The sequence below is a fragment of the Mesorhizobium sp. M0500 genome (genome assembly GCF_040321165.1).
In the GTDB taxonomy this organism is placed as follows: domain Bacteria; phylum Pseudomonadota; class Alphaproteobacteria; order Rhizobiales; family Rhizobiaceae; genus Mesorhizobium.
Map to the genome: position 1 here is coordinate 73596 of NZ_JAMYRB010000020.1, position 17674 is coordinate 91269.

Here is a 17674-nt window from a genome sequence, read left to right on the forward strand (position 1 = left end):
ATGAGCGCGAGCCAAACTCCGCATAGCGAAGAAGCGGTCTATGTCTACGAGGCGCCGCTGCGCCTCTGGCACTGGGTCAATGCCTTCGCCATCCTCATGCTTGCCGGCACCGGCTACCTGATCGGCTCGCCGCCGCCGGCGGTTGGCGGCGAGGCGAGTTCCAGTTTCCTCTTCGGCTGGATACGCTACCTGCATTTCGTTGCGGGCTATGTCCTGATCGTCGGCTTCGCATTCCGCATCTACTGGGTCTTCGCCGGCAACGAGCATTCCCGGCAGATATTCCTCCCGCCTGTCTGGAAAGGACGTTTCTGGAAGGAGCTCTGGCACGAGGTGCTCTGGTACGCCATGCTGGTGAGCGAGCCGATGAAGTATTCCGGGCACAACCCGCTCGCGACGCTCGCCATGCACTTCCTGTTCGTCTGGTTCACCATCTTCATGATCGTGACTGGACTGGCGCTCTACGGCGAGGGGGCCGGCATGGGGTCCTGGCAGTACGACCTGTTCTCGAGCTGGGTCATCCCACTTCTCGGTCAGAGTCAGGACGTGCATACCTGGCACCATCTCGGCATGTGGGTGATCATCTGCTTCGTGATCATCCATATCTATGCCGCGGTGCGCGAGGACATCATGTCGAAGCAGTCGATCGTCTCCTCGATGTTCTCCGGCTGGCGGACCTTTCGCGGCAACGGCGCGCCGCGTGATTCCCACTAGGACTTTCGCGACCTCACCTGCCGGGGGGGGGGGGGGTTGGCCCCCCCCCGGCTCTTTTCTTCAAGACGGGTTGCCTTCAAGTCGATCCACACTTCGTCTCGGCTTGCCTCGACACCTCTCCTCCGTTCGACGGGGAGAGGAAGTGCCAACCGCAACGCCCGGCGCCCTTCCTCTATCCCTTTCAGGGCAAAGGTGCGGAGCGAGGCGGAGTGGGGTGGGCGAGTGAACGCAAACTTTCCATCGGCCTGGAATTTCGGTTCTCAGTCCGGCCGTTGCCGTATCCGTCAATGGAAGGATACTTTCCGTTTGTGCGGTAAAATCGTCATCGCGCTTTCCATACGCGTCGTTCGCTATCCAGAGATCAACCTATTTCGCAACCATTTGCCGGCCCCCGGCCAATTGGCCCGCCTCTTGCTGCTGGAAGAAAAAGGTCGAAAGGAGGCTTCCCAATGAAGGACGCGCCACGGGTGCTCGTGCTCGGCATCGGAAATCTGCTATGGGCCGACGAGGGCTTCGGCATCCGCGTGGTGGAGGAGTTCCACCGGCTCTGCGAAACGGCGGACAACGTCCGGGCCATGGATGGCGGCACGCAGGGCATCTACCTCCTCCAACATATCCGCGAGGCCGACATCCTCGTGGTGTTCGACACGGTCGACTACGGCCTGGCGCCTGGCACGCTGAAGCTCGTCGAAGGCAGCGAGGTGCCGGCCTTCCTCGGTGTGAAGAAGATTTCGCTCCACCAGACTGGCTTTCAGGAAGTTCTCGCCATGGCCGAGATGATGGGTGACTATCCCGCCCATCTCCTTCTCGTCGGCGTGCAACCGGTCGAGCTGGACGACTACGGCGGCAGTCTCCGGCCCGCGGTGAAGGCTCAGATCGAGCCTGCAATCGAGATCGCCATCGAGTGGCTCGCCTGGCTCGGCGCGACGATCGCCAAGCGCACCGAACCGCTGGCCGAAGAAGAGACGCTCGCCTCGCGCGAAATGCGCATCGGCATCTACGAGAGCGGTCGACCCCGACCGGAAGAGGCCTGTCGTCACGGCGACGCGCGGCTTCTCGCGAATGGTGCCTTCGCTGGTCCGGCGAATTTCGAGTGCGAGGTCGACGCGCTTTTGCAATCGTCTGGAAGGCAGGGCTGATGTGTGTCGGCGTTCCCTTCCAGGTGGTTGAATGCAGCGGCGGCATTGCCCTGTGCACCGGTCGCAGCGGCACGCGGCGCCTCGATATGACCCTGGTCGGCGACCAGCCAGCGGGTACGTGGATACTCGCCTTCCTCGACACCGCGCGCGAGACTGTCACTGCCGAGACGGCGCGCCTGATCGCCGACGCGATCGAAGCGACGGAGCGTGCGCTCGCCGGCGACACCGACCTCGACCACCTCTTCGCCGACCTGGTCGGCCGCGAGCCGCAACTGCCGGAGCATCTGCGGCCGGGGCAAGCCCTTTCACCGCAAGGCACGGAGGACGCCTGAGTCCATGTTTTCACCCGTTCTCACCATGATGATGGAGCGCCACCGCATCCCGGTGGTTGACGAGGCGAACATCGACGCATTCGCCGAGGCCCACGACCTCACCGCGCTGTTTTTTCCCGGTGACTGGTTGCGGCTCGCCGAGAGCAACGATGTGGCGGTGATCCTGCCGGAGCTGGTGCAGGCCTTCCAGGGCGTGTTCAAGCCCGCCGTGGTATCGCGCGAGAGCGAACGCGAGCTGCAAAGCCGCTATCGCTTCGACGCCTTCCCGGCGCTTGTCTTCCTGAGGAACGGCGAATATCTCGGCGCGATAAAGCGCGTGCTCGACTGGGAAGACTACCTCACTGAGATCGACGGCATACTGAGGCGCGGGCCGAGCGCGCCGCCGCCTTTCGAGCTTCCCGAAGCCTGCGCGACCCACGACGGTCACGACCACGATCATTTCCAGTGAGCGAAAGCGGCCGGGAGGGCGCATCATGGCAGCATCGCTATTCGGCGGCATCGGGCCGGGTTCACAGCCGAGCGAAGGGGACGGCAGCGACTTGCAGTATATGGAAATGCCGAAGGGCATGGCGACCTCTGCGTCACCCGTGTTGCCGGAGAAGGAAAATGTCGCCGGGCTCGAAGCTGCTTTGGCGGTGCTCTCCGCGCTGGCTGAAAGCCTCGGCCGATCCTCGCCGGATTGCGAAAACGCGGTGCATGATCTTTCCGGCCTCGACCACGCCAATCTTGCGCTGATCGACCAGGCGCTGGGCGAGGGCGAGGTCTTGATCATCTGCGGCGACGACCTGAAGGCTCAGGAGTCGGTGCTCGCCGGTATCTGGCGCGTGCGCCAGACCGGAACGGATGGCAGGCTCGTGCGCGATTTCGTCGAGGTCGGCGCCTTTCCCTCGGCCGTGCTGGAGAGGGCCTTCGCCGGCTGCCGCAATACGCTCGCTGCGCCGGCGACCTATCCGACGGGCGTCTTCAACGCGCCGCCGCTGATTTCGGAGCTCAATGGCCGCATCCCGCTCGTCGGGCCCGACGTCGGGCCGCACGCCATAAACCTGTCGCTGCTGCCGCACACTGAAGAGGACTTGACCTTCCTCGACGGCCTGCTTGGCCACGGGCCGGTGGTCGTGCTGTCGCGTGGCTACGGCAATTGCCGCGTGACCACGACGGGGACGCGCGGCGTCTGGTGGGTGCGCTTCTTCAATTCGACCGACGATCTCATCCTCAACACGATCGAGGTCACGGCCTTGCCGGGGGTGGTCCGCGCTGCGCCCGAGGATATTGCGGACAGCCGCCAGCGGCTCCTCGAAATCCTGGAGGTCTACCGGTGAACGACTCCTTCTTTGCCGGTTCATATGGCGGCGACAATGCCAAGATCGGCCCGATGTCGCGGCTCGAATGCAGGATTTGCTGGCATGTCTACGACCCGGCTGAGGGCGACGACTACTGGCAGATCCCGCCCGGCACGCCCTTCGCCGAACTGCCGGCCAACTGGAGCTGCCCCACCTGTGACGGCTCCAAGCAGGGCTTCATGGTCGTGAGCGATTGACATGGATCATTCGCAAGCCGTCGCTGCCCATCTAGAGTTCGTGTTTCAGCGGATCGAACGGACGGCCATGGCAGGAATTCCGATCCTCAATCCGGCGCTTTGCGTCAGCGCGGTGGGCGTGCGGCAGTGGCAGGGCAAATGGCTCGCGGTTCTTGTCACGCCCTGGTTCATGAACCTCGTGCTTCTACCATTTGGCGACGGGCAAGCGCGCCCGCGCGTGCCTACGGGCACGAAGGAGCATGCATCATTCCCGGCGGGCCGGTTCGAGTTCTTCCGGGCCTATGAAGAGGAGCTCGGCTGCTACCGCATGTGCTCGCCGTTCTCGCCGATGTTCGAATTCGCCGACCAGGAGAGTGCGCAAGAGGCCGCGCGGCAGGTGCTTGCGGAACTGTTCAACCGTGAGGCGGAAGAAGACGAAGACGGCGAGATGATCCGTGTCTGGGAAGGCCGGCTACCTGAGGAAGAGGCAAGCGCGTTGGACGAGGTTGAGACAGCCGGAACACCCGCGAGCTCCCAGCCGGCGAAATTGACCCGCCGCTGGCTGTTCGGTTTGGGCGACAAGGAGGAGACCGCTGCATGAGCGTTGATGGCCGCGTCTCCATCGATCTCGTCTGCGATGGCGGTCGCGTTATGGAAGCCATCGTCACGCCGCCGCGCCCGGTTGCGCTTGGCCCGATCGTGCGAGCCCGGCCGGTGACGGAGGTCATCTCGGCGATCGGTTCGCTGTTCAGTGTCTGTAGTATTGCGCAGTCGGCGGCGAGCGTTGAGGCAGCCGAGGCGGCCCTGGAGATCGGGACGGACCGGCGCACGAAGCAAGCGCGGCGGCTTCTTGTGCTTACCGAAACGCTGCGCGAGCACCTGCTGCGCATTGGCTTGGATACTGCCAGTCTCGCGGGCGAGCCTGCCGACGGTAAAACCCTGCGCCGGTCTATGCGCCTGCCGCAGCGCCTCAAGCAGGCACTTTTTCCAGGCGGGAATGCGTTCGTTCCCGGCGTGTGCGTGGGGATTCCGGGCGCGGACGCTGCCGAAACGGCCGCCGAAGCGAGCCATCTAACGCAGTCCGTGGTCTACGAAGGCGAAAAGCCGCTTGGCGAGATGGATCGCGATGCCTTCGCGCAGTGGGCTATGGAGCGCGGCACGATTGCGGCCCGTCTCATCGCCCCGGTCTTGGCAAGGGGCTGGGCCATGATAGGCCACCCCGAAACGACAAACGGGGGAAACGAACATTTGCCGAAGGAAACGTCGGCCGACACGAGCTGCCTCGCCAGGCAGGCTGGTGCGCCGCTCGTTCGCGCTTTCCTTTCCGAAAACGGTGGAGCCGGCCTGGCCGCGCGGCTGGCTGCCCGCGTGGTCGAGGCATCGACGCTGCCGGCGCAGATCGCCGGAGGGCTCGCGGCCCTGCGGGATGTCGCGGAGGGGTCCGAAGTGCCTACGCGCGAAGTCTTTCGCGACGAGAACGGGGGCCGCTCTGCTACTGCCTTCGCCGAGGCAGCACGCGGCCGGCTGGAACATCGGATTGTTTTGAACGACGACCGAATCGCCGACTACGCCATCACGGCTCCGACCAGCATTCATTTCGCCGAGAGCGGCATTGCCGCGAGCTCGCTTTCGGCGCTCGCTGCATCCAGACGTGAAGATCTGGCGGTCCAGGCCGATCTCCTGGTCCGGGCCATCGACCCCTGCGTCGGCTACGATATCAGGCTCCGCTGATGCACGAGATGGCGATATGCGAGAGCGTCCGTGGCATCATCGAGGAAGAGGCCGCGAGACAGGATTTTCGGAAGGTGGGCCGCGTCTGCATGGAAATCGGGCGGCTATCCGCTGTCGAGGTCGAGGCGCTGAAGTTCGGCTTCGATGTCGTCATGCGTGGCTCTCTGGCGCAAGACGCAAGGCTGGAAATCGTCGAGACGGAAGGCAGGGCCTGGTGCATGCCTTGCGGCCAGAGCGTGCCGATCGCGGCACGCTTTGATCCATGCCCGGACTGCGGAAGCCATCAGCTGCAGGTGACCGGCGGCCAAGAAATGAAGATCAGGGAATTGGAGGTGAGCTGATGTGCACTATTTGCGGATGCGGCGAGGGCGCCGTCCGGATCGAGGGCAAGGCGCATGGCCATCACCATCATCACGGCCACGATCATGATCACCACCACGATCATGATCACGGCCCCCATCATGACGATCATGTGCACGATTGTGGCTCGGGCCCCGGTGGCACCCGTGCGCCGGGCATGAGCCAGGCGCGGATGGTCAAGCTGGAAAAGGATATCCATTCCAAGAACAACGAGTATGCCGATGCGAACAGGAAAATGTTCGCCGAGCGCGGCGTGCTTGCGCTCAACCTCGTCTCCAGCCCCGGCTCTGGCAAAACGACGCTGCTTTGCCGCACGATCGAGGCACTGAAGGGCAAGTTGCCGATCGCCGTGATCGAGGGCGACCAGCAGACTTCCAATGATGCCGACCGCATCCGCGCCACCGGCGCGCCCGCGATCCAGGTCAACACCGGCAAGGGCTGCCACCTCGACGCGCATATGGTCGGCCATGCCGCAGATCACCTCGACCTTGCCGAAGGAGGCCTGCTCCTCGTCGAAAACGTGGGAAACCTCGTCTGTCCGGCGGGCTTCGACCTAGGCGAGGCACACAAGGTGGTGGTGCTCTCAGTCACCGAGGGAGAGGACAAGCCATTGAAATATCACGACATGTTCGCCGCCGCCGATCTCATGATCCTCAACAAGACTGACCTGTTGCCGCATCTCGACTTCGACGTGGAGGCCTGCATCGCCAACGCCCGAAAGGTGAACCCGCGGATCAAGGTGCTGAGGGTTTCCGCGCGCACGGGCGAGGGGATGTCGGACTGGACGGCCTGGATCGGCGCGGTCCGCGCCATGGCGCTAGTCGGCCATCGGCGGGCGGCCGAGCTCGGAGCAGCCTGATGTGCCTGGCCATTCCCGCCCGCGTCGTTGAACTGCTCGATGACGACATGGCCGTGGTCGCGTTCGACAGGGTCACGAAGCGCATCTCATTGGCTTTGGTGGCAGACGTTTCGCTTGGCGATTTCGTGCTCGTCCATGTCGGTTATGCGCTCCACAAGGTGAGCCCCGAGGAGGCCGAGCGCACGCTGCAGCTGATGGCCGAAGCGGGCGTGCTGGAGGAGGGGCTGGAGGAGATTTCGGCGTGAAATATGTCGACGAATATCGCGACCAGGAGCTTGCTAAGACCATCGCCGGCGCCATCGCGATCGAGGCTGATCCGGAAAAGAGCTACCATTTCATGGAGTTCTGCGGTGGGCACACGCATGCGATTTTTCGCCACGGCGTGCAGGACCTGATGCCGCAGAACGTGCATTTCGTGCACGGACCCGGATGCCCCGTTTGCGTGCTTCCCATCTCTCGCCTCGACGATGCGGTGGAGCTCGCCGAGCGGCACGGGGTCATCCTTTGCACCTACGGCGACATGATGCGCGTGCCGGGCACCAAGCAACGCAGCCTGATCCGCGCCAAGGCGGACGGAGCGGATGTCCGCATGGTCTATTCAACGCTCGATGCCCTAAAGATCGCGCGTGAAAACCCCGAGCGGCAAGTCGTCTTCTTCGCCATCGGTTTCGAAACCACGACGCCGCCGACGGCCGTCGCGATCAAGACGGCGCAAGCCGAGGGGTTCAAGAATTTCAGCGTGTTCTGCAACCATGTGCTCACGCCGGCCGCGATCTCTCACATTCTTGAATCGCCGGAAGTGCGGGAACTGGGCATCGTCAAGATTGACGGGTTTCTGGGACCTTCGCACGTCTCCTCCGTGATCGGCTCGCAGCCATATGAATTCTTTGCCGAGGAATTCCAGAAGCCGGTTGTCATCGCCGGCTTCGAACCGCTGGACGTCATGCAGTCCATCCTGATGCTGATCCGGCAGGTCAATGAAGACCGGCACGAGGTCGAGAACGAATATACCCGCGTCGTGACCGAGGAGGGCAACCTCAAGGCGCAGGCACTGGTGAGCGAGGTCTTCGAGCTGCGCAAGACCTTTGACTGGCGCGGCCTCGGCACCGTGCCCTACAGCGCCCTCCGCATCCGCGACGCTTTTGCCGATTTCGACGCCGAGAAGCGTTTCGAGCTGTCGGTCAAGGCTTCGCGCCAGGTGAAGTCCTGCGAATGCCCTTCGATCCTGCGCGGGGTGAAGAAGCCGACCGACTGCAAGCTGTTCGGCACCGTGTGCACGCCGCAGAACCCGATTGGCTCATGCATGGTCTCCTCCGAAGGCGCCTGCGCGGCCTACTGGACCTATGGCCGTTTCCGCGAGCCGAAGCTGTTGGAGGCGGCGGAATAATGAGCGCGAACGATCCCAGCCTAGCCGTCACCACCTCGTCGGTCCGCGGCGCGGTGGACATGACGCATGGCGCGGGCGGCCGCGCGATGGCCGAGCTGATTCGGGATATTTTTCAAAGACATCTGGCCAACGAGTTCCTGGCCCAGGCTAACGACGCGGCCCTGCTCGGCACCGTCTGCGGACGCCTGGTGATGGCAACGGACGCGCATGTCATCTCGCCTCTGTTCTTTCCGGGCGGGGATATCGGAGCACTGGCGGTCCACGGCACGATTAACGACGTCGCCATGATGGGCGCGCGGCCGCTCTGGTTGTCCGCGTCCTTCATCCTGGAGGAAGGTTTTCCGTTGGCCGAACTGGAAAGAATAGTTGTTTCAATGGCTTTTGCCGCCCGGGAAGCAGGCGTACCCGTGGTTACGGGCGACACCAAGGTGGTGGAGAAGGGCAAAGGCGACGGCGTTTTCATCTCCGCGACCGCTGTTGGCGTGCTGGCGGACGGCACAGACATCTCCGGAAGCAATGCCCGGCCGGGCGATGCAATCCTTGTCTCCGGCACCATGGGCGACCACGGAGTCGCAATCCTGTCGAAGCGCGAACACCTTGATTTTGAAACGGAAATTATCTCGGACAGCCAAGCTCTGCACGATCTGGTGGCGGCGATGCTTGGCTCCGTTCCTGGTATCCGGGTGTTGCGTGACCCCACGCGCGGCGGACTGTCGGCGACGCTGAACGAAATCGCGCAGCAGTCCAAGGTCGGAATGGTAATCCGGGAAGCGGCGGTTCCGGTGAAGCCGGAGGTCGCGGCGGCGTGCGAACTGCTCGGCCTCGACCCGCTGAATGTTGCCAACGAAGGCAAGCTGATCGCCATCTGCGTGGCGCAAGACGCGAAGACTTTGCTCGCCGAGATACGCGCTCATCCCATGGGCCGGGATGCCGCAATCATTGGCGAAGTCGTCACAGACCAGCATGCGCTGGTGCGGATGAAAACGAGACTTGGCGGTATGCGCGTGGTCGACTGGATCGCCGGGGAACAGCTCCCGAGGATCTGCTGAAGATGCGCATTCTGCTTCTCGTCACCGCCTTCAACGCCTTGAGTCAGAGGATTTTCGTGGCGCTTGGCGAGCACGCACACGAGGTCTCGGTCGAGATGGACGTCAACGACGAGCGGACCATGGAGGCGGTAGATTTGTTTCGGCCGGACCTCGTTATTGCCCCGTTTCTGAAGCGGGCAATCCCGAAAGAAGTCTATGAAAATCGATGCTGTATGATCGTTCACCCAGGCATCGTCGGCGACCGCGGCCCCTCCGCGCTGGACTGGGCGATGGTGGACGGGGCGACGCAGTGGGGTGTCACGGTGCTGGAAGCGGCGGCCCAAATGGATGCGGGGCCGGTCTGGGCGAGCGCCACCTTCGCGATGCGAAAGGCGACGAAATCGAGCCTCTACAGCAACGAGGTGACCGACGCGGCGGTGACGGCGGTGCTCGAAGCGATCGCGCGGTTCGAGCAGGGCGAAAAGCCGATTGCCCTGGAAGAACAATCTGTAGCGCCGCTGGGCCGGTGGCGGGACGCGATCAAACAGGCGGACCGGCGGATCGATTGGGCTGCCGACACGACCGAAACGGTGCTGAAGAATATCGCAGCAGCCGACGGCGCGCCCGGCGTGCGGGACGAACTTTTCGGCGAAACGGTCTTCCTTTTCGACGCGCGAGACGCACGTGAACCAGGGGGTGACTTGCCTCTCGCGCGGGGTGAACGGGGCAAGATATCGCTCCCCGAGCCGGGAGTGGTCGCCGCCAGAAGCGGGCCGGCGATCGCCATCGTCACCGTCGACGGCGCGTTGTGGATCGGCCATGTCCGGCATCCCAATTCGCCACACCCGTTCAAGCTGCCGGCGACCATGGTCTTCGCGAAGGAAGTTGCAGACCTGCCGGAGATCCCGCTCAATTCACCGGGCGGTTATCAGGACATCATCTACGAAGAAGAAGCTGCGGTCGGCTATCTGCACTTCCCCTTCTATAACGGTGCAATGGGAAAGGACGCCTGTCGAAGACTTTTGGACGCTTATACAAAAGCGACGGAGCGTCCGACCAGGGCGATCGTGCTGTGCGGAGGGCCGCAGTTCTGGTCCAACGGGCTCGACCTCAACCGGATCGAGGCGGCCGACAGCGCGGCCGACGATTCCTGGGTCAACATCAATGCCATCGACGACCTCGCCGATGCGATCATCCGCACGACAAGCCACATCACCGTAGCAGCGCTTGCCGGAAATGCGGCAGCGGGCGGCGTGTTTCTCGCCCGCAGCACCGACCAGCTCTGGATGCGCTCGAGCGTCATCCTCAACCCGCATTACAAGGACATGGGCAATCTCTACGGCTCGGAGTTCTGGACCTATCTCCTGCCGAGCTGCTGCGGGACTGAGAATGCCCGCCGGATCGCGGCAGCGCGCCTGCCGATGGGCGCGAAGGAGGCGCTGAATCTGAATCTGGCCAACCGGGTGTTCGCGGGGGCAAGCGAGCTGTTCACGGCGCAAGTGAGGGCGTCGGCTGCCGCGCTGGCCGGGAGCGAAGAGTTTCCGGGGTTGCTCGCCGAAAAACAAGCCCGGCGCGCAGCCGACGAGGCGGCCAAGCCGCTTTGCGCCTATCGCGAGGAGGAGCTTTCGCGGATGCGCCGCAATTTCTATGGCTTCGACCCAAGCTACCACGTCGCGCGGCATAATTTCGTGCACAAGGTGCCGAAGTCGCGCACCCCAGTGACGATCGCCCGCCACCGCGACGTCGCCTGGCAGGCCGGCCGGGAGGGAAGGAAAAAGGCATCGTGAGCGACCTGCCGGGCATATTGATCGTCGACGACGAAATCCGCTCGCTGGAGGCGCAACGGCGCGTCCTGAGCGAGGATTTCGATGTCCACGTAGCCAGCGACACCAAGGCCGCCAGCTCGATCCTGGAGATGGAATGGATCCAGATCATCCTGTGTGACCAGCGCATAGCCGGCACCTGCCGCACCGAGTTCCTGAAGCAGGCGCGCACCCGCTGGCCGGACATCGTGCGCATGATCATCTCGGGCTACACCGACGCGCATGACACCATCGACGGCATCAACGAGGCCGGCATCTACCAGTACATCACCAAGCTCTGTCATCCGGAAAACCTCACGCTCACGCTGAAGAACGGGGTGCAGCTCTTTCTCCAGATCGCGGTTCGTCGCCGCCACCACGCGCAGATCGACCTGCTCTACGCATTGCAGAACTTTTCGCCACGCGACTGGGCCGGCAATCGTGGCCCGCTGGAGCTGGCGCTCGAAGGTGCGCCGGTGCGGCTCGGCGAGACCGAGCCGGTTGCAGTCCAGCACATCGTGCGGTCGTTGGACCCGTGCATAGTGTGCACGGTGCGCTGATGGGCCCGCCGCTCGCCGAGCCCGCAGTGGAGGGACGCCTGGTCCGGGTGACGGGGCTGGTGCAAGGCGTCGGCTTCCGGCCGACAGTGTGGCGCATCGCGACCGCTATGGGGCTATCGGGTCACGTCCGCAACGATGCTGCAGGCGTGGAGATCGCGCTGTGGTGCAGCGATGCCGAGTTCGAGACCTTCGCGGACAGGCTAAAGGCGCAATGCCCGCCGTTGGCGCGGATCGACGGGATCGAGACGGCGACGCTTGAGGGGCCGCGGCCGGCGGGCGGCTTCGCCATAGCGGCGAGCGCGGGCGGGCGGGTGAAGACCGGCATCGTGCCCGATGCCGCCTGCTGCCTGGAATGTCTTGCGGAAGTGCTCGACCCCAAGGACCGGCGCTATTTCTACCCGTTCGCCAATTGCACGCATTGCGGGCCGCGTCTGTCAATCGTCAAGGCTATCCCCTATGACCGCCGCTCGACCGCTATGGCACGATTTTCGACCTGCGAGGAATGCCGGGCCGAGTATGAAAATCCGGCCGACCGCCGCTATCACGCCCAGCCGATCGCCTGCCCGGCCTGCGGCCCGCGCGTCTGGTTGGAAGGTCCAGACCACGTCGTGGTCGGCGGCGGCCCGCAGGCGGTGATCCGCGAGGCGGCGGCGCTGATCGGGGAAGGGCGGATCGTCGCGATCAAGGGCATCGGCGGGTTCCACCTCGCCTGCGACGCGACGGACGAAGCGGCGGTGGCGCAGCTGCGCGCCCGCAAGAAGCGCGACGGTAAGCCGTTCGCGCTGATGGCGCGCGACTTGGAGCAGCTTGCCGAATTCGCGGAGCTGTCGGGCGAGGAGCGCGTGGCGCTTGCCGCCCGAGCGGCGCCGATCGTGCTGGTGAAGCGCCGTGACAGCTGCGGCGTTGCGGCGGGCGTGGCGCCGCAGCACGAGCGGCTCGGTTTCATGCTGCCCTACACGCCGTTGCATCATCTCTTGCTGCGGGCGCTGGACGGTCCGGTGGTGATGACCTCCGGCAATCGTTCGGGCGAGCCGCAATGCACGGACAATGACGAGGCGCGGCAGGAGCTTGCCGGGATCGCCGACTTCTGGCTGATGCACGACCGCGAGATTGTCAACCGGCTCGACGACAGCGTGGTGCGATTCGACGGGCACGGCATTTCGGTGTTGCGGCGCGCGCGCGGCTTCGCGCCGGAGCCGCTGGCGCTGCCGGCGGGCTTCGATGGCCCGGTCAGGGCGCTGGCTGCGGGCGGCGACCTAAAGGCCGCGTTCTGCCTGGCGGGCGACGGCAACGCGCTGCTGTCGCAGCATCTCGGCGACCTCGACGAGCTGAAGAACCAGAACGCGTGGAGGCAGGCGTTGGGGCTGTATCGAAGCCTGTTCGACACGAAGCCGGACCTCATTGTGGCCGACCGGAATCCGGGCTACCGTTCGACCCAGCTTGCCATGGAGCTTGCCCGTGAGACCGCGGCGAGGTTTGTGCAGGTCCAGCACCATCACGCGCATCTCGCCTCGTGCCTTGCCCAGCACGGCCGCGCAATCGACGCACCGCCGGTGCTGGGCATTATCCTCGACGGTCTCGGATACGGCGATGACGGCACGATCTGGGGCGGCGAGTTCCTGCTCGGCGGCTATCGAGGGTTCCGGAGGCTGGCATACTTCGAGCCGGTCGCCATGCCCGGCGGCGACAAGGCCAGCCTCGAGCCGTGGCGCAATGCCTATGCGCATCTGCGGGCGGCTTTCGGTCCGGATTTCCTGGCCAAGCTTCCTGCCGATCGGCCCTTCGTCCCCGCCTTGGCCGAAAAGCCGCTTCGGGTGCTGGACCGGATGATCGAGAGGGGCGTCAATGCTCCGCTTGCCTCCTCGGCGGGGCGGCTTTTCGATGCCTGCGCGGCAGTCCTCGGCATCTGTTTGGAGCGCCAGAGCTACGAGGGGCAAGCCGGCATGGAGATGGAGGCGCTCGCCAGCCCGTTCATGGATGCGGCCGAGGCTTGGCCAGCAACCTCGCGGAAGGGACCGGTTATCTCCTGGAAAGGTCTGTGGGAAGCGCTTCTTTGTGATCAGGCTTTGGGCGCCGAAACCGGGCTGATTGCTGCGCGCTTCCACAGGACGCTGATAGAGATCATCTCGCGGAAGGCCATCGGACTCACTAACGAAAACGGCGTCGGCACGGTCGCACTGTCCGGTGGCGCTTTCCAGAATCGGCTGCTGCTCAAAGGCGTACTTGCCGAGCTCACAGTCGCAGGATTGGAGGGGCTGGCGCACGTAAGCATTCCCGCAAACGACGGCGGTCTGGCGCTCGGCCAGGCAACGATCGGCCTAGCCCTTTCGCATTGAGACCAATCGTTGAAGAAAAAATATCAGCATCGTCCAAATAAGGCGCTGCGCATTGTGACGTGCGGCGGCCAGCTTTGCGCATTTCGTCCGGGCCGTGAGTGGCTGATCGCGTATGGCCGGGTAAAAGGACTAGCCAGGAATGATGCTCCGAGGGAATCGTCGAGGACGGGTACGCAGCCAAGGATCGTGTCGCTTGGCAGTTAATGGGGCTCTGCCTCACTTTGTGTGGTTCATTCGCCGTTGGCGAGGGATGCCGCTATGTGCGGGCATGCGAACGAAACAAAATGGTCCCCCGGCCCAGGGGCTAAAATACGGGGTGTCGCGCTCACTGATGATGACAGTTGGCTTGTTTCCGCTGCCGGACCGGCGTTCGGCATTTTGCCCAGATTGCGGACGACGGACCCGAAGTCGGCATGGCTGGTCCAACCGCAGCCTTCAGAATCTGCCGGTCCAGGGCAAGACCGTGACGGTGAAGCCTCGGTTGAGCCGCTGGCGGTGCGCACATCAGAAATGTGAACGACAAACATTCACCGACCGTCTGCCGACGATTGCTTCCCCTTGGAGGGTCGCGGAGATTGTCGGTCTGCTCGGCCATAGCACCGGCGGCCGTATCGGCGAGCGCTTGATGCGACGGCTCGGCATGCCGGTCTGCGACGACACTATCCTGTGGCAGCTGAAGCGAGATGCCGCGGTCGCTCACAGCAACTCCACCATTCGGGTCGTTGGCATCGATGACTGGAGCTGGCGGCGATCATGGCGCTACGGCACGATGATCGTGGACCTGGAGCGCCATTCGGTTGTCGACATCCTGGATGACAGAAGCGTGGCGAGTGCGTCGCAATGGCTAGAGCGGCACCCTTCCGTCGAGATCGTGAGCCGAGACCGATGCGGGCTCTATGCGCAAGCTGTTCGCGAGGGTGCACCGCAAGCGCGCCAGGTGGCTGATCGGTTCCATCTCATGTAGAATCTGCGGGTCGCAATCGAGGAGCAGATGAGCCTTTCGGGCCGCGCCACGGGGCCTGCATTGCTGCCCGATAAGGGTATCGGGAGCGCGCAAGTCGATCTGATGCAGGATGATCCGCACGTTGACGCAACGCATCGGCGCCGGGTGCGCCACGCTCATCGACAATCGCGGCAGACGGTGTTCGAAATGGTTCACGCCTTGCGCAAGGAAAGGGCTGTCCTGTTCCGAGATCGCCCGTCGTACCGGCTACGGCCGGCGCAGCATCGCCAAATGGCTGAATTTCGACACGCCACCCGACCGACGCAGGGCCGCGTCGAGCCGACGTCACCCTTATATTTCGAGGCGTTTCTTAGCCAGTCCTGGAGAGACGGCAATCGCTGCGGACGACACCTGTTCCACGATATCAAACAGCGCGGCTACACGGGCAGTTTCTCGAATCTGGAGCGGCTTCTCCCAAGCTGGCGCCGCGCCGAGAGGACGGGCGAGGACAGTGCGTCGCCTGCTTCGATCATACGCCATCAACCAGCCCGCGATGCTGTCCCCATCCAGGATCCGGCGACCGGCCATGTGATCTCGCCGGTAGTCGCCGCGGCCCTCTGCATGAAGGCCCGGGGTATGCTGACGATCAACCAGGCGAGAAAGGTCGACGTCCTGAAGCAGGGATCACATGAGTTTGCCACGATGCGCAGGCTTGCCATGCGCTTCCGCGGCATTTTGCGGGGCCTGTGAATTGGACAAGCTCGACACTTGGATCGAGGATGCCGTCAACTCCGGGCTCGTCGCCATCACGCGTTTCGCTCGGGTCCTACGCCGTGACGTTGACGCCGTTCGCAATGCCATTGAATTACGGTGGAGCAACGGCCAGGCGGAAGGGCAGATCAACCGCCTGAAGACGATCAAGCGTGCGATGTACGGCAGAGCGGGCTCCGAACTCCTTAGGGCACGCATGCTGCCACTCAACCGGCCTGATCACCACACAAAGTGAGGAAGAACCTGGTTAAGTGCAAAGCGACAATTGCCTCGACGGCGGGTCCCGGCAGGTTTATGCTGCCCAATGTTACCGCAATCCGGAATGGCGATTGAGTACCTTCACGAGTGAAGGGATTCCCGCGGTCTTAGAGATGAGTTGTCGAATGGCGCGAAGTCGCACAGAATCGTGTGTTTGATATCGATCAGGATCGCGAGCTATTTCAGGCGCAGAGAGGTCTTGCGCCCGATGCACAAGTTGCTCCCGGTCCAACGGAAGTGAATGGGGTGGAACTGCTTTGTTGGCCAAATTGTTGACGGAACGTCCGGCGCCCATTGTTGCTACATGTCTGGATTCTTGGGGCGTTTTGGATGATGCAATCCACCATCTCACTCCAAAGGGCAGTGGAATCTGGAACAATGTCGCTTTTGTACGCACGACATCCTTCGTGCCCGATTGGCATATCGTCTTTAACTCTGCTTCTCTTTTTGGGCTCCCTGTTGATATCGAGGCGAGCCCAAACAGGACAATTTTTGCAATCGGCGAACCGCCGACGAAAGCTCATCGCGCATTTCATGAAGGGCAGGGGAAAAATACTATCGTCCTGACGTCTGACGCAGAGCTGGCTGCTCGGCAGAATGCAGGGCGCCGATTCGTTTTGGCTCCACCTATCACTCGGTCTTGGTCTGTAAACAAGACATATGACCAACTTCTGGTCAGCGAAGTCGTGGACAAGCCGCTTCGGCTCTCATGGATTACCAGTAACATCGCCCTGCTTAAAGGGCATCGATATCGGCTGGCGTTTCTGGAACGGCTGAGAGAGGAGCTCGATTTTGACCTGTTCGGCCGAGGTTTTCGGCTGATTGGAGATAAATGGAACGCACTCGCACCTTACCGTTACAGTATAGCTTTCGAGAATACTCGTGCTGATTACTATTTTACAGAGAAGCTTATGGACTGCTTCGTTGCTGAAACAATGCCGATCTATTACGGCAGCCCGGCAATCACGAGGTTCTTCCCTTCGGACTCAATGGTTCTGATTGACCCAGAGGACAAGAACGTAATCCAAAAAATTCAAGAAATCATCAACTCGGACCTCTGGAAGGAGCGTCGCGGCGCAATACGAGAGGCGAAGCGGTTGGTCCTCGAGAAATACAATACGTTTGCTTATCTCGCGGGCTTCATCGAAAGCGTTCAGGATAAACCCTTACCGCCAGAAATTATACACATCGATTCGCCTGAGGTCGATTTTGGAATAGACGAATGAAGTACTCCAACGCTCGCTTCGCGTGCCCGGCGGTTGGTGGTCTGGCGAGATCGGTACGGAACGCTCGGCGGAGAATGCCTACCTGCGCAGACGGGCCGGCACGGGCGCACCGAGGTCATGCGCCCCCGGCTGCCGCTGATCAGACGAACTGGGGAAGGCCAGGAACGGAATTGAGGACCTCGTCCACGAGTTCGTCGCCGGCATGTTCCTTGGCGAAGGCGATCGTCTCGTTGGCGATGGCGGCGATCTTTAGAATGCTGAGACCCTCACTCATCAATTGCTGGCCGAGCCCCATGAGGCCGCCTCCGCCCTCTGGGTCGTCGCCATGATACTTCGCCACTAATTCCGAAGCTCCGGGAATGGCCTCGATCATGCGCGCAACGGGACCGTCGGCCGCGTGGCGTTGCAGGAAACCCAGCATTAACCCAACGGCCTTCTCTGCGAGAGCCGGGCCGATGCCGGCACTAGTGGCGATGCGCGATAAGAATTCTTCCATGGCAGGGTTCCTAGCTCTTTAATGAGGTTTACACGGGGCCGGTCCGGCGCCCAAAGCGCCCTTGGCCGAACCACAATTGAACCCCACAAAAATAGGCCGGCGGAAGTGCTATTGCAACTGCGCGTAAAACCGCCTGTCGTAAGCAGATGAGTTGTCCGGGTTAGGTAGCAGACGAGTTGTCCGGTTTGATCTTCAGCGAACGGAGGCTGGGGATGAGAC

The 17674-nt window shown here is 63.0% G+C and carries 19 protein-coding genes and 1 pseudogene; 19 read left to right on the plus strand and 1 reads right to left on the minus strand.

Annotated elements, in window-relative coordinates; genetic code table 11:
* The 19 genes and pseudogenes from cybH (at window position 1) to NKI70_RS26350 (ending at window position 16959) form a co-directional block, all read left to right on the plus strand.
* On the plus strand, window positions 1–711 hold the full coding sequence (gene cybH / locus NKI70_RS26255; RefSeq protein WP_352725333.1) for a Ni/Fe-hydrogenase, b-type cytochrome subunit: 711 nt from the start codon (window positions 1–3) through the stop codon (window positions 709–711).
* A 222-nt stretch (window positions 712–933) separates the two neighbouring features.
* Window positions 934–1164, plus strand: coding sequence for a hypothetical protein (locus NKI70_RS26260; RefSeq protein ID WP_352643844.1), 231 nt, complete (start codon window positions 934–936; stop codon window positions 1162–1164).
* 14 nt (window positions 1165–1178) lie between these two features.
* Window positions 1179–1850, plus strand: coding sequence for a HyaD/HybD family hydrogenase maturation endopeptidase (locus tag NKI70_RS26265; protein ID WP_373420435.1), 672 nt, complete (start codon window positions 1179–1181; stop codon window positions 1848–1850).
* The gene (locus NKI70_RS26270; RefSeq protein WP_023679110.1) at window positions 1850–2182 is read left to right on the plus strand and encodes a HypC/HybG/HupF family hydrogenase formation chaperone; all 333 of its coding nucleotides are present in this window, start codon (window positions 1850–1852) and stop codon (window positions 2180–2182) included. The genes NKI70_RS26265 and NKI70_RS26270 overlap by 1 nt, the downstream gene beginning before the upstream one ends.
* Before the next feature lie 4 nt (window positions 2183–2186).
* The gene (locus NKI70_RS26275) at window positions 2187–2630 is read left to right on the plus strand and encodes a thioredoxin domain-containing protein (RefSeq protein WP_352692597.1); all 444 of its coding nucleotides are present in this window, start codon (window positions 2187–2189) and stop codon (window positions 2628–2630) included.
* A 25-nt stretch (window positions 2631–2655) separates the two neighbouring features.
* A complete protein-coding gene (locus NKI70_RS26280) occupies window positions 2656–3501 on the plus strand; it encodes a hydrogenase expression/formation protein (RefSeq protein WP_352692598.1) in 846 nt (281 codons plus the stop codon).
* Window positions 3498–3719, plus strand: a complete 222-nt coding sequence (locus NKI70_RS26285; protein WP_023679107.1) for a rubredoxin — start codon at window positions 3498–3500, stop codon at window positions 3717–3719. Before NKI70_RS26280 ends, NKI70_RS26285 begins: the two co-directional genes overlap by 4 nt.
* A gap of 1 nt (window position 3720) precedes the next feature.
* Window positions 3721–4299 carry a [NiFe]-hydrogenase assembly chaperone HybE gene (gene hybE / locus NKI70_RS26290; RefSeq protein ID WP_352725335.1) on the plus strand — a complete coding sequence of 193 codons (579 nt, stop codon included), beginning with the start codon at window positions 3721–3723 and terminating at the stop codon, window positions 4297–4299.
* Window positions 4296–5429: a hypothetical protein gene (locus tag NKI70_RS26295; protein ID WP_023679105.1), complete on the plus strand. Its 1134-nt coding sequence runs from the start codon at window positions 4296–4298 to the stop codon at window positions 5427–5429. Before hybE ends, NKI70_RS26295 begins: the two co-directional genes overlap by 4 nt.
* A complete protein-coding gene (hypA, locus tag NKI70_RS26300; RefSeq protein WP_023679104.1) occupies window positions 5429–5770 on the plus strand; it encodes a hydrogenase maturation nickel metallochaperone HypA in 342 nt (113 codons plus the stop codon). The genes NKI70_RS26295 and hypA overlap by 1 nt, the downstream gene beginning before the upstream one ends.
* Window positions 5770–6648 carry a hydrogenase nickel incorporation protein HypB gene (gene hypB, locus NKI70_RS26305; protein ID WP_023679103.1) on the plus strand — a complete coding sequence of 293 codons (879 nt, stop codon included), beginning with the start codon at window positions 5770–5772 and terminating at the stop codon, window positions 6646–6648. Before hypA ends, hypB begins: the two co-directional genes overlap by 1 nt.
* The gene (locus NKI70_RS26310; RefSeq protein WP_023679102.1) at window positions 6648–6893 is read left to right on the plus strand and encodes a HypC/HybG/HupF family hydrogenase formation chaperone; all 246 of its coding nucleotides are present in this window, start codon (window positions 6648–6650) and stop codon (window positions 6891–6893) included. Before hypB ends, NKI70_RS26310 begins: the two co-directional genes overlap by 1 nt.
* Window positions 6890–8035 carry a hydrogenase formation protein HypD gene (gene hypD, locus NKI70_RS26315; protein ID WP_352725337.1) on the plus strand — a complete coding sequence of 382 codons (1146 nt, stop codon included), beginning with the start codon at window positions 6890–6892 and terminating at the stop codon, window positions 8033–8035. Before NKI70_RS26310 ends, hypD begins: the two co-directional genes overlap by 4 nt.
* Window positions 8035–9084, plus strand: a complete 1050-nt coding sequence (hypE, locus tag NKI70_RS26320; protein ID WP_023679100.1) for a hydrogenase expression/formation protein HypE — start codon at window positions 8035–8037, stop codon at window positions 9082–9084. Before hypD ends, hypE begins: the two co-directional genes overlap by 1 nt.
* Before the next feature lie 2 nt (window positions 9085–9086).
* Window positions 9087–10850 (plus strand): enoyl-CoA hydratase-related protein, encoded by a 1764-nt coding sequence (locus NKI70_RS26325; protein WP_352642970.1) that lies wholly within the window; start codon window positions 9087–9089, stop codon window positions 10848–10850.
* On the plus strand, window positions 10847–11425 hold the full coding sequence (locus tag NKI70_RS34060; protein ID WP_023679098.1) for a response regulator: 579 nt from the start codon (window positions 10847–10849) through the stop codon (window positions 11423–11425). The genes NKI70_RS26325 and NKI70_RS34060 overlap by 4 nt, the downstream gene beginning before the upstream one ends.
* Complete coding sequence (gene hypF / locus NKI70_RS26340) at window positions 11425–13761, plus strand: carbamoyltransferase HypF (RefSeq protein ID WP_352611125.1); 2337 nt, start codon at window positions 11425–11427, stop codon at window positions 13759–13761. The genes NKI70_RS34060 and hypF overlap by 1 nt, the downstream gene beginning before the upstream one ends.
* Before the next feature lie 258 nt (window positions 13762–14019).
* A pseudogene (locus tag NKI70_RS26345) lies at window positions 14020–15710 on the plus strand (ISL3 family transposase).
* Window positions 15711–15993: 283 nt separating this feature from the next.
* Complete coding sequence (locus NKI70_RS26350; protein ID WP_198023618.1) at window positions 15994–16959, plus strand: glycosyltransferase family 10 domain-containing protein; 966 nt, start codon at window positions 15994–15996, stop codon at window positions 16957–16959.
* Between the two features lie 139 nt (window positions 16960–17098).
* Here the strand turns inward: NKI70_RS26350 and NKI70_RS26355 are convergent, their stop codons facing one another.
* Window positions 17099–17455, minus strand: a complete 357-nt coding sequence (locus NKI70_RS26355; RefSeq protein ID WP_352579644.1) for a hypothetical protein — start codon at window positions 17453–17455, stop codon at window positions 17099–17101.
* Between the last annotated feature and the right edge of the window lie 219 nt (window positions 17456–17674).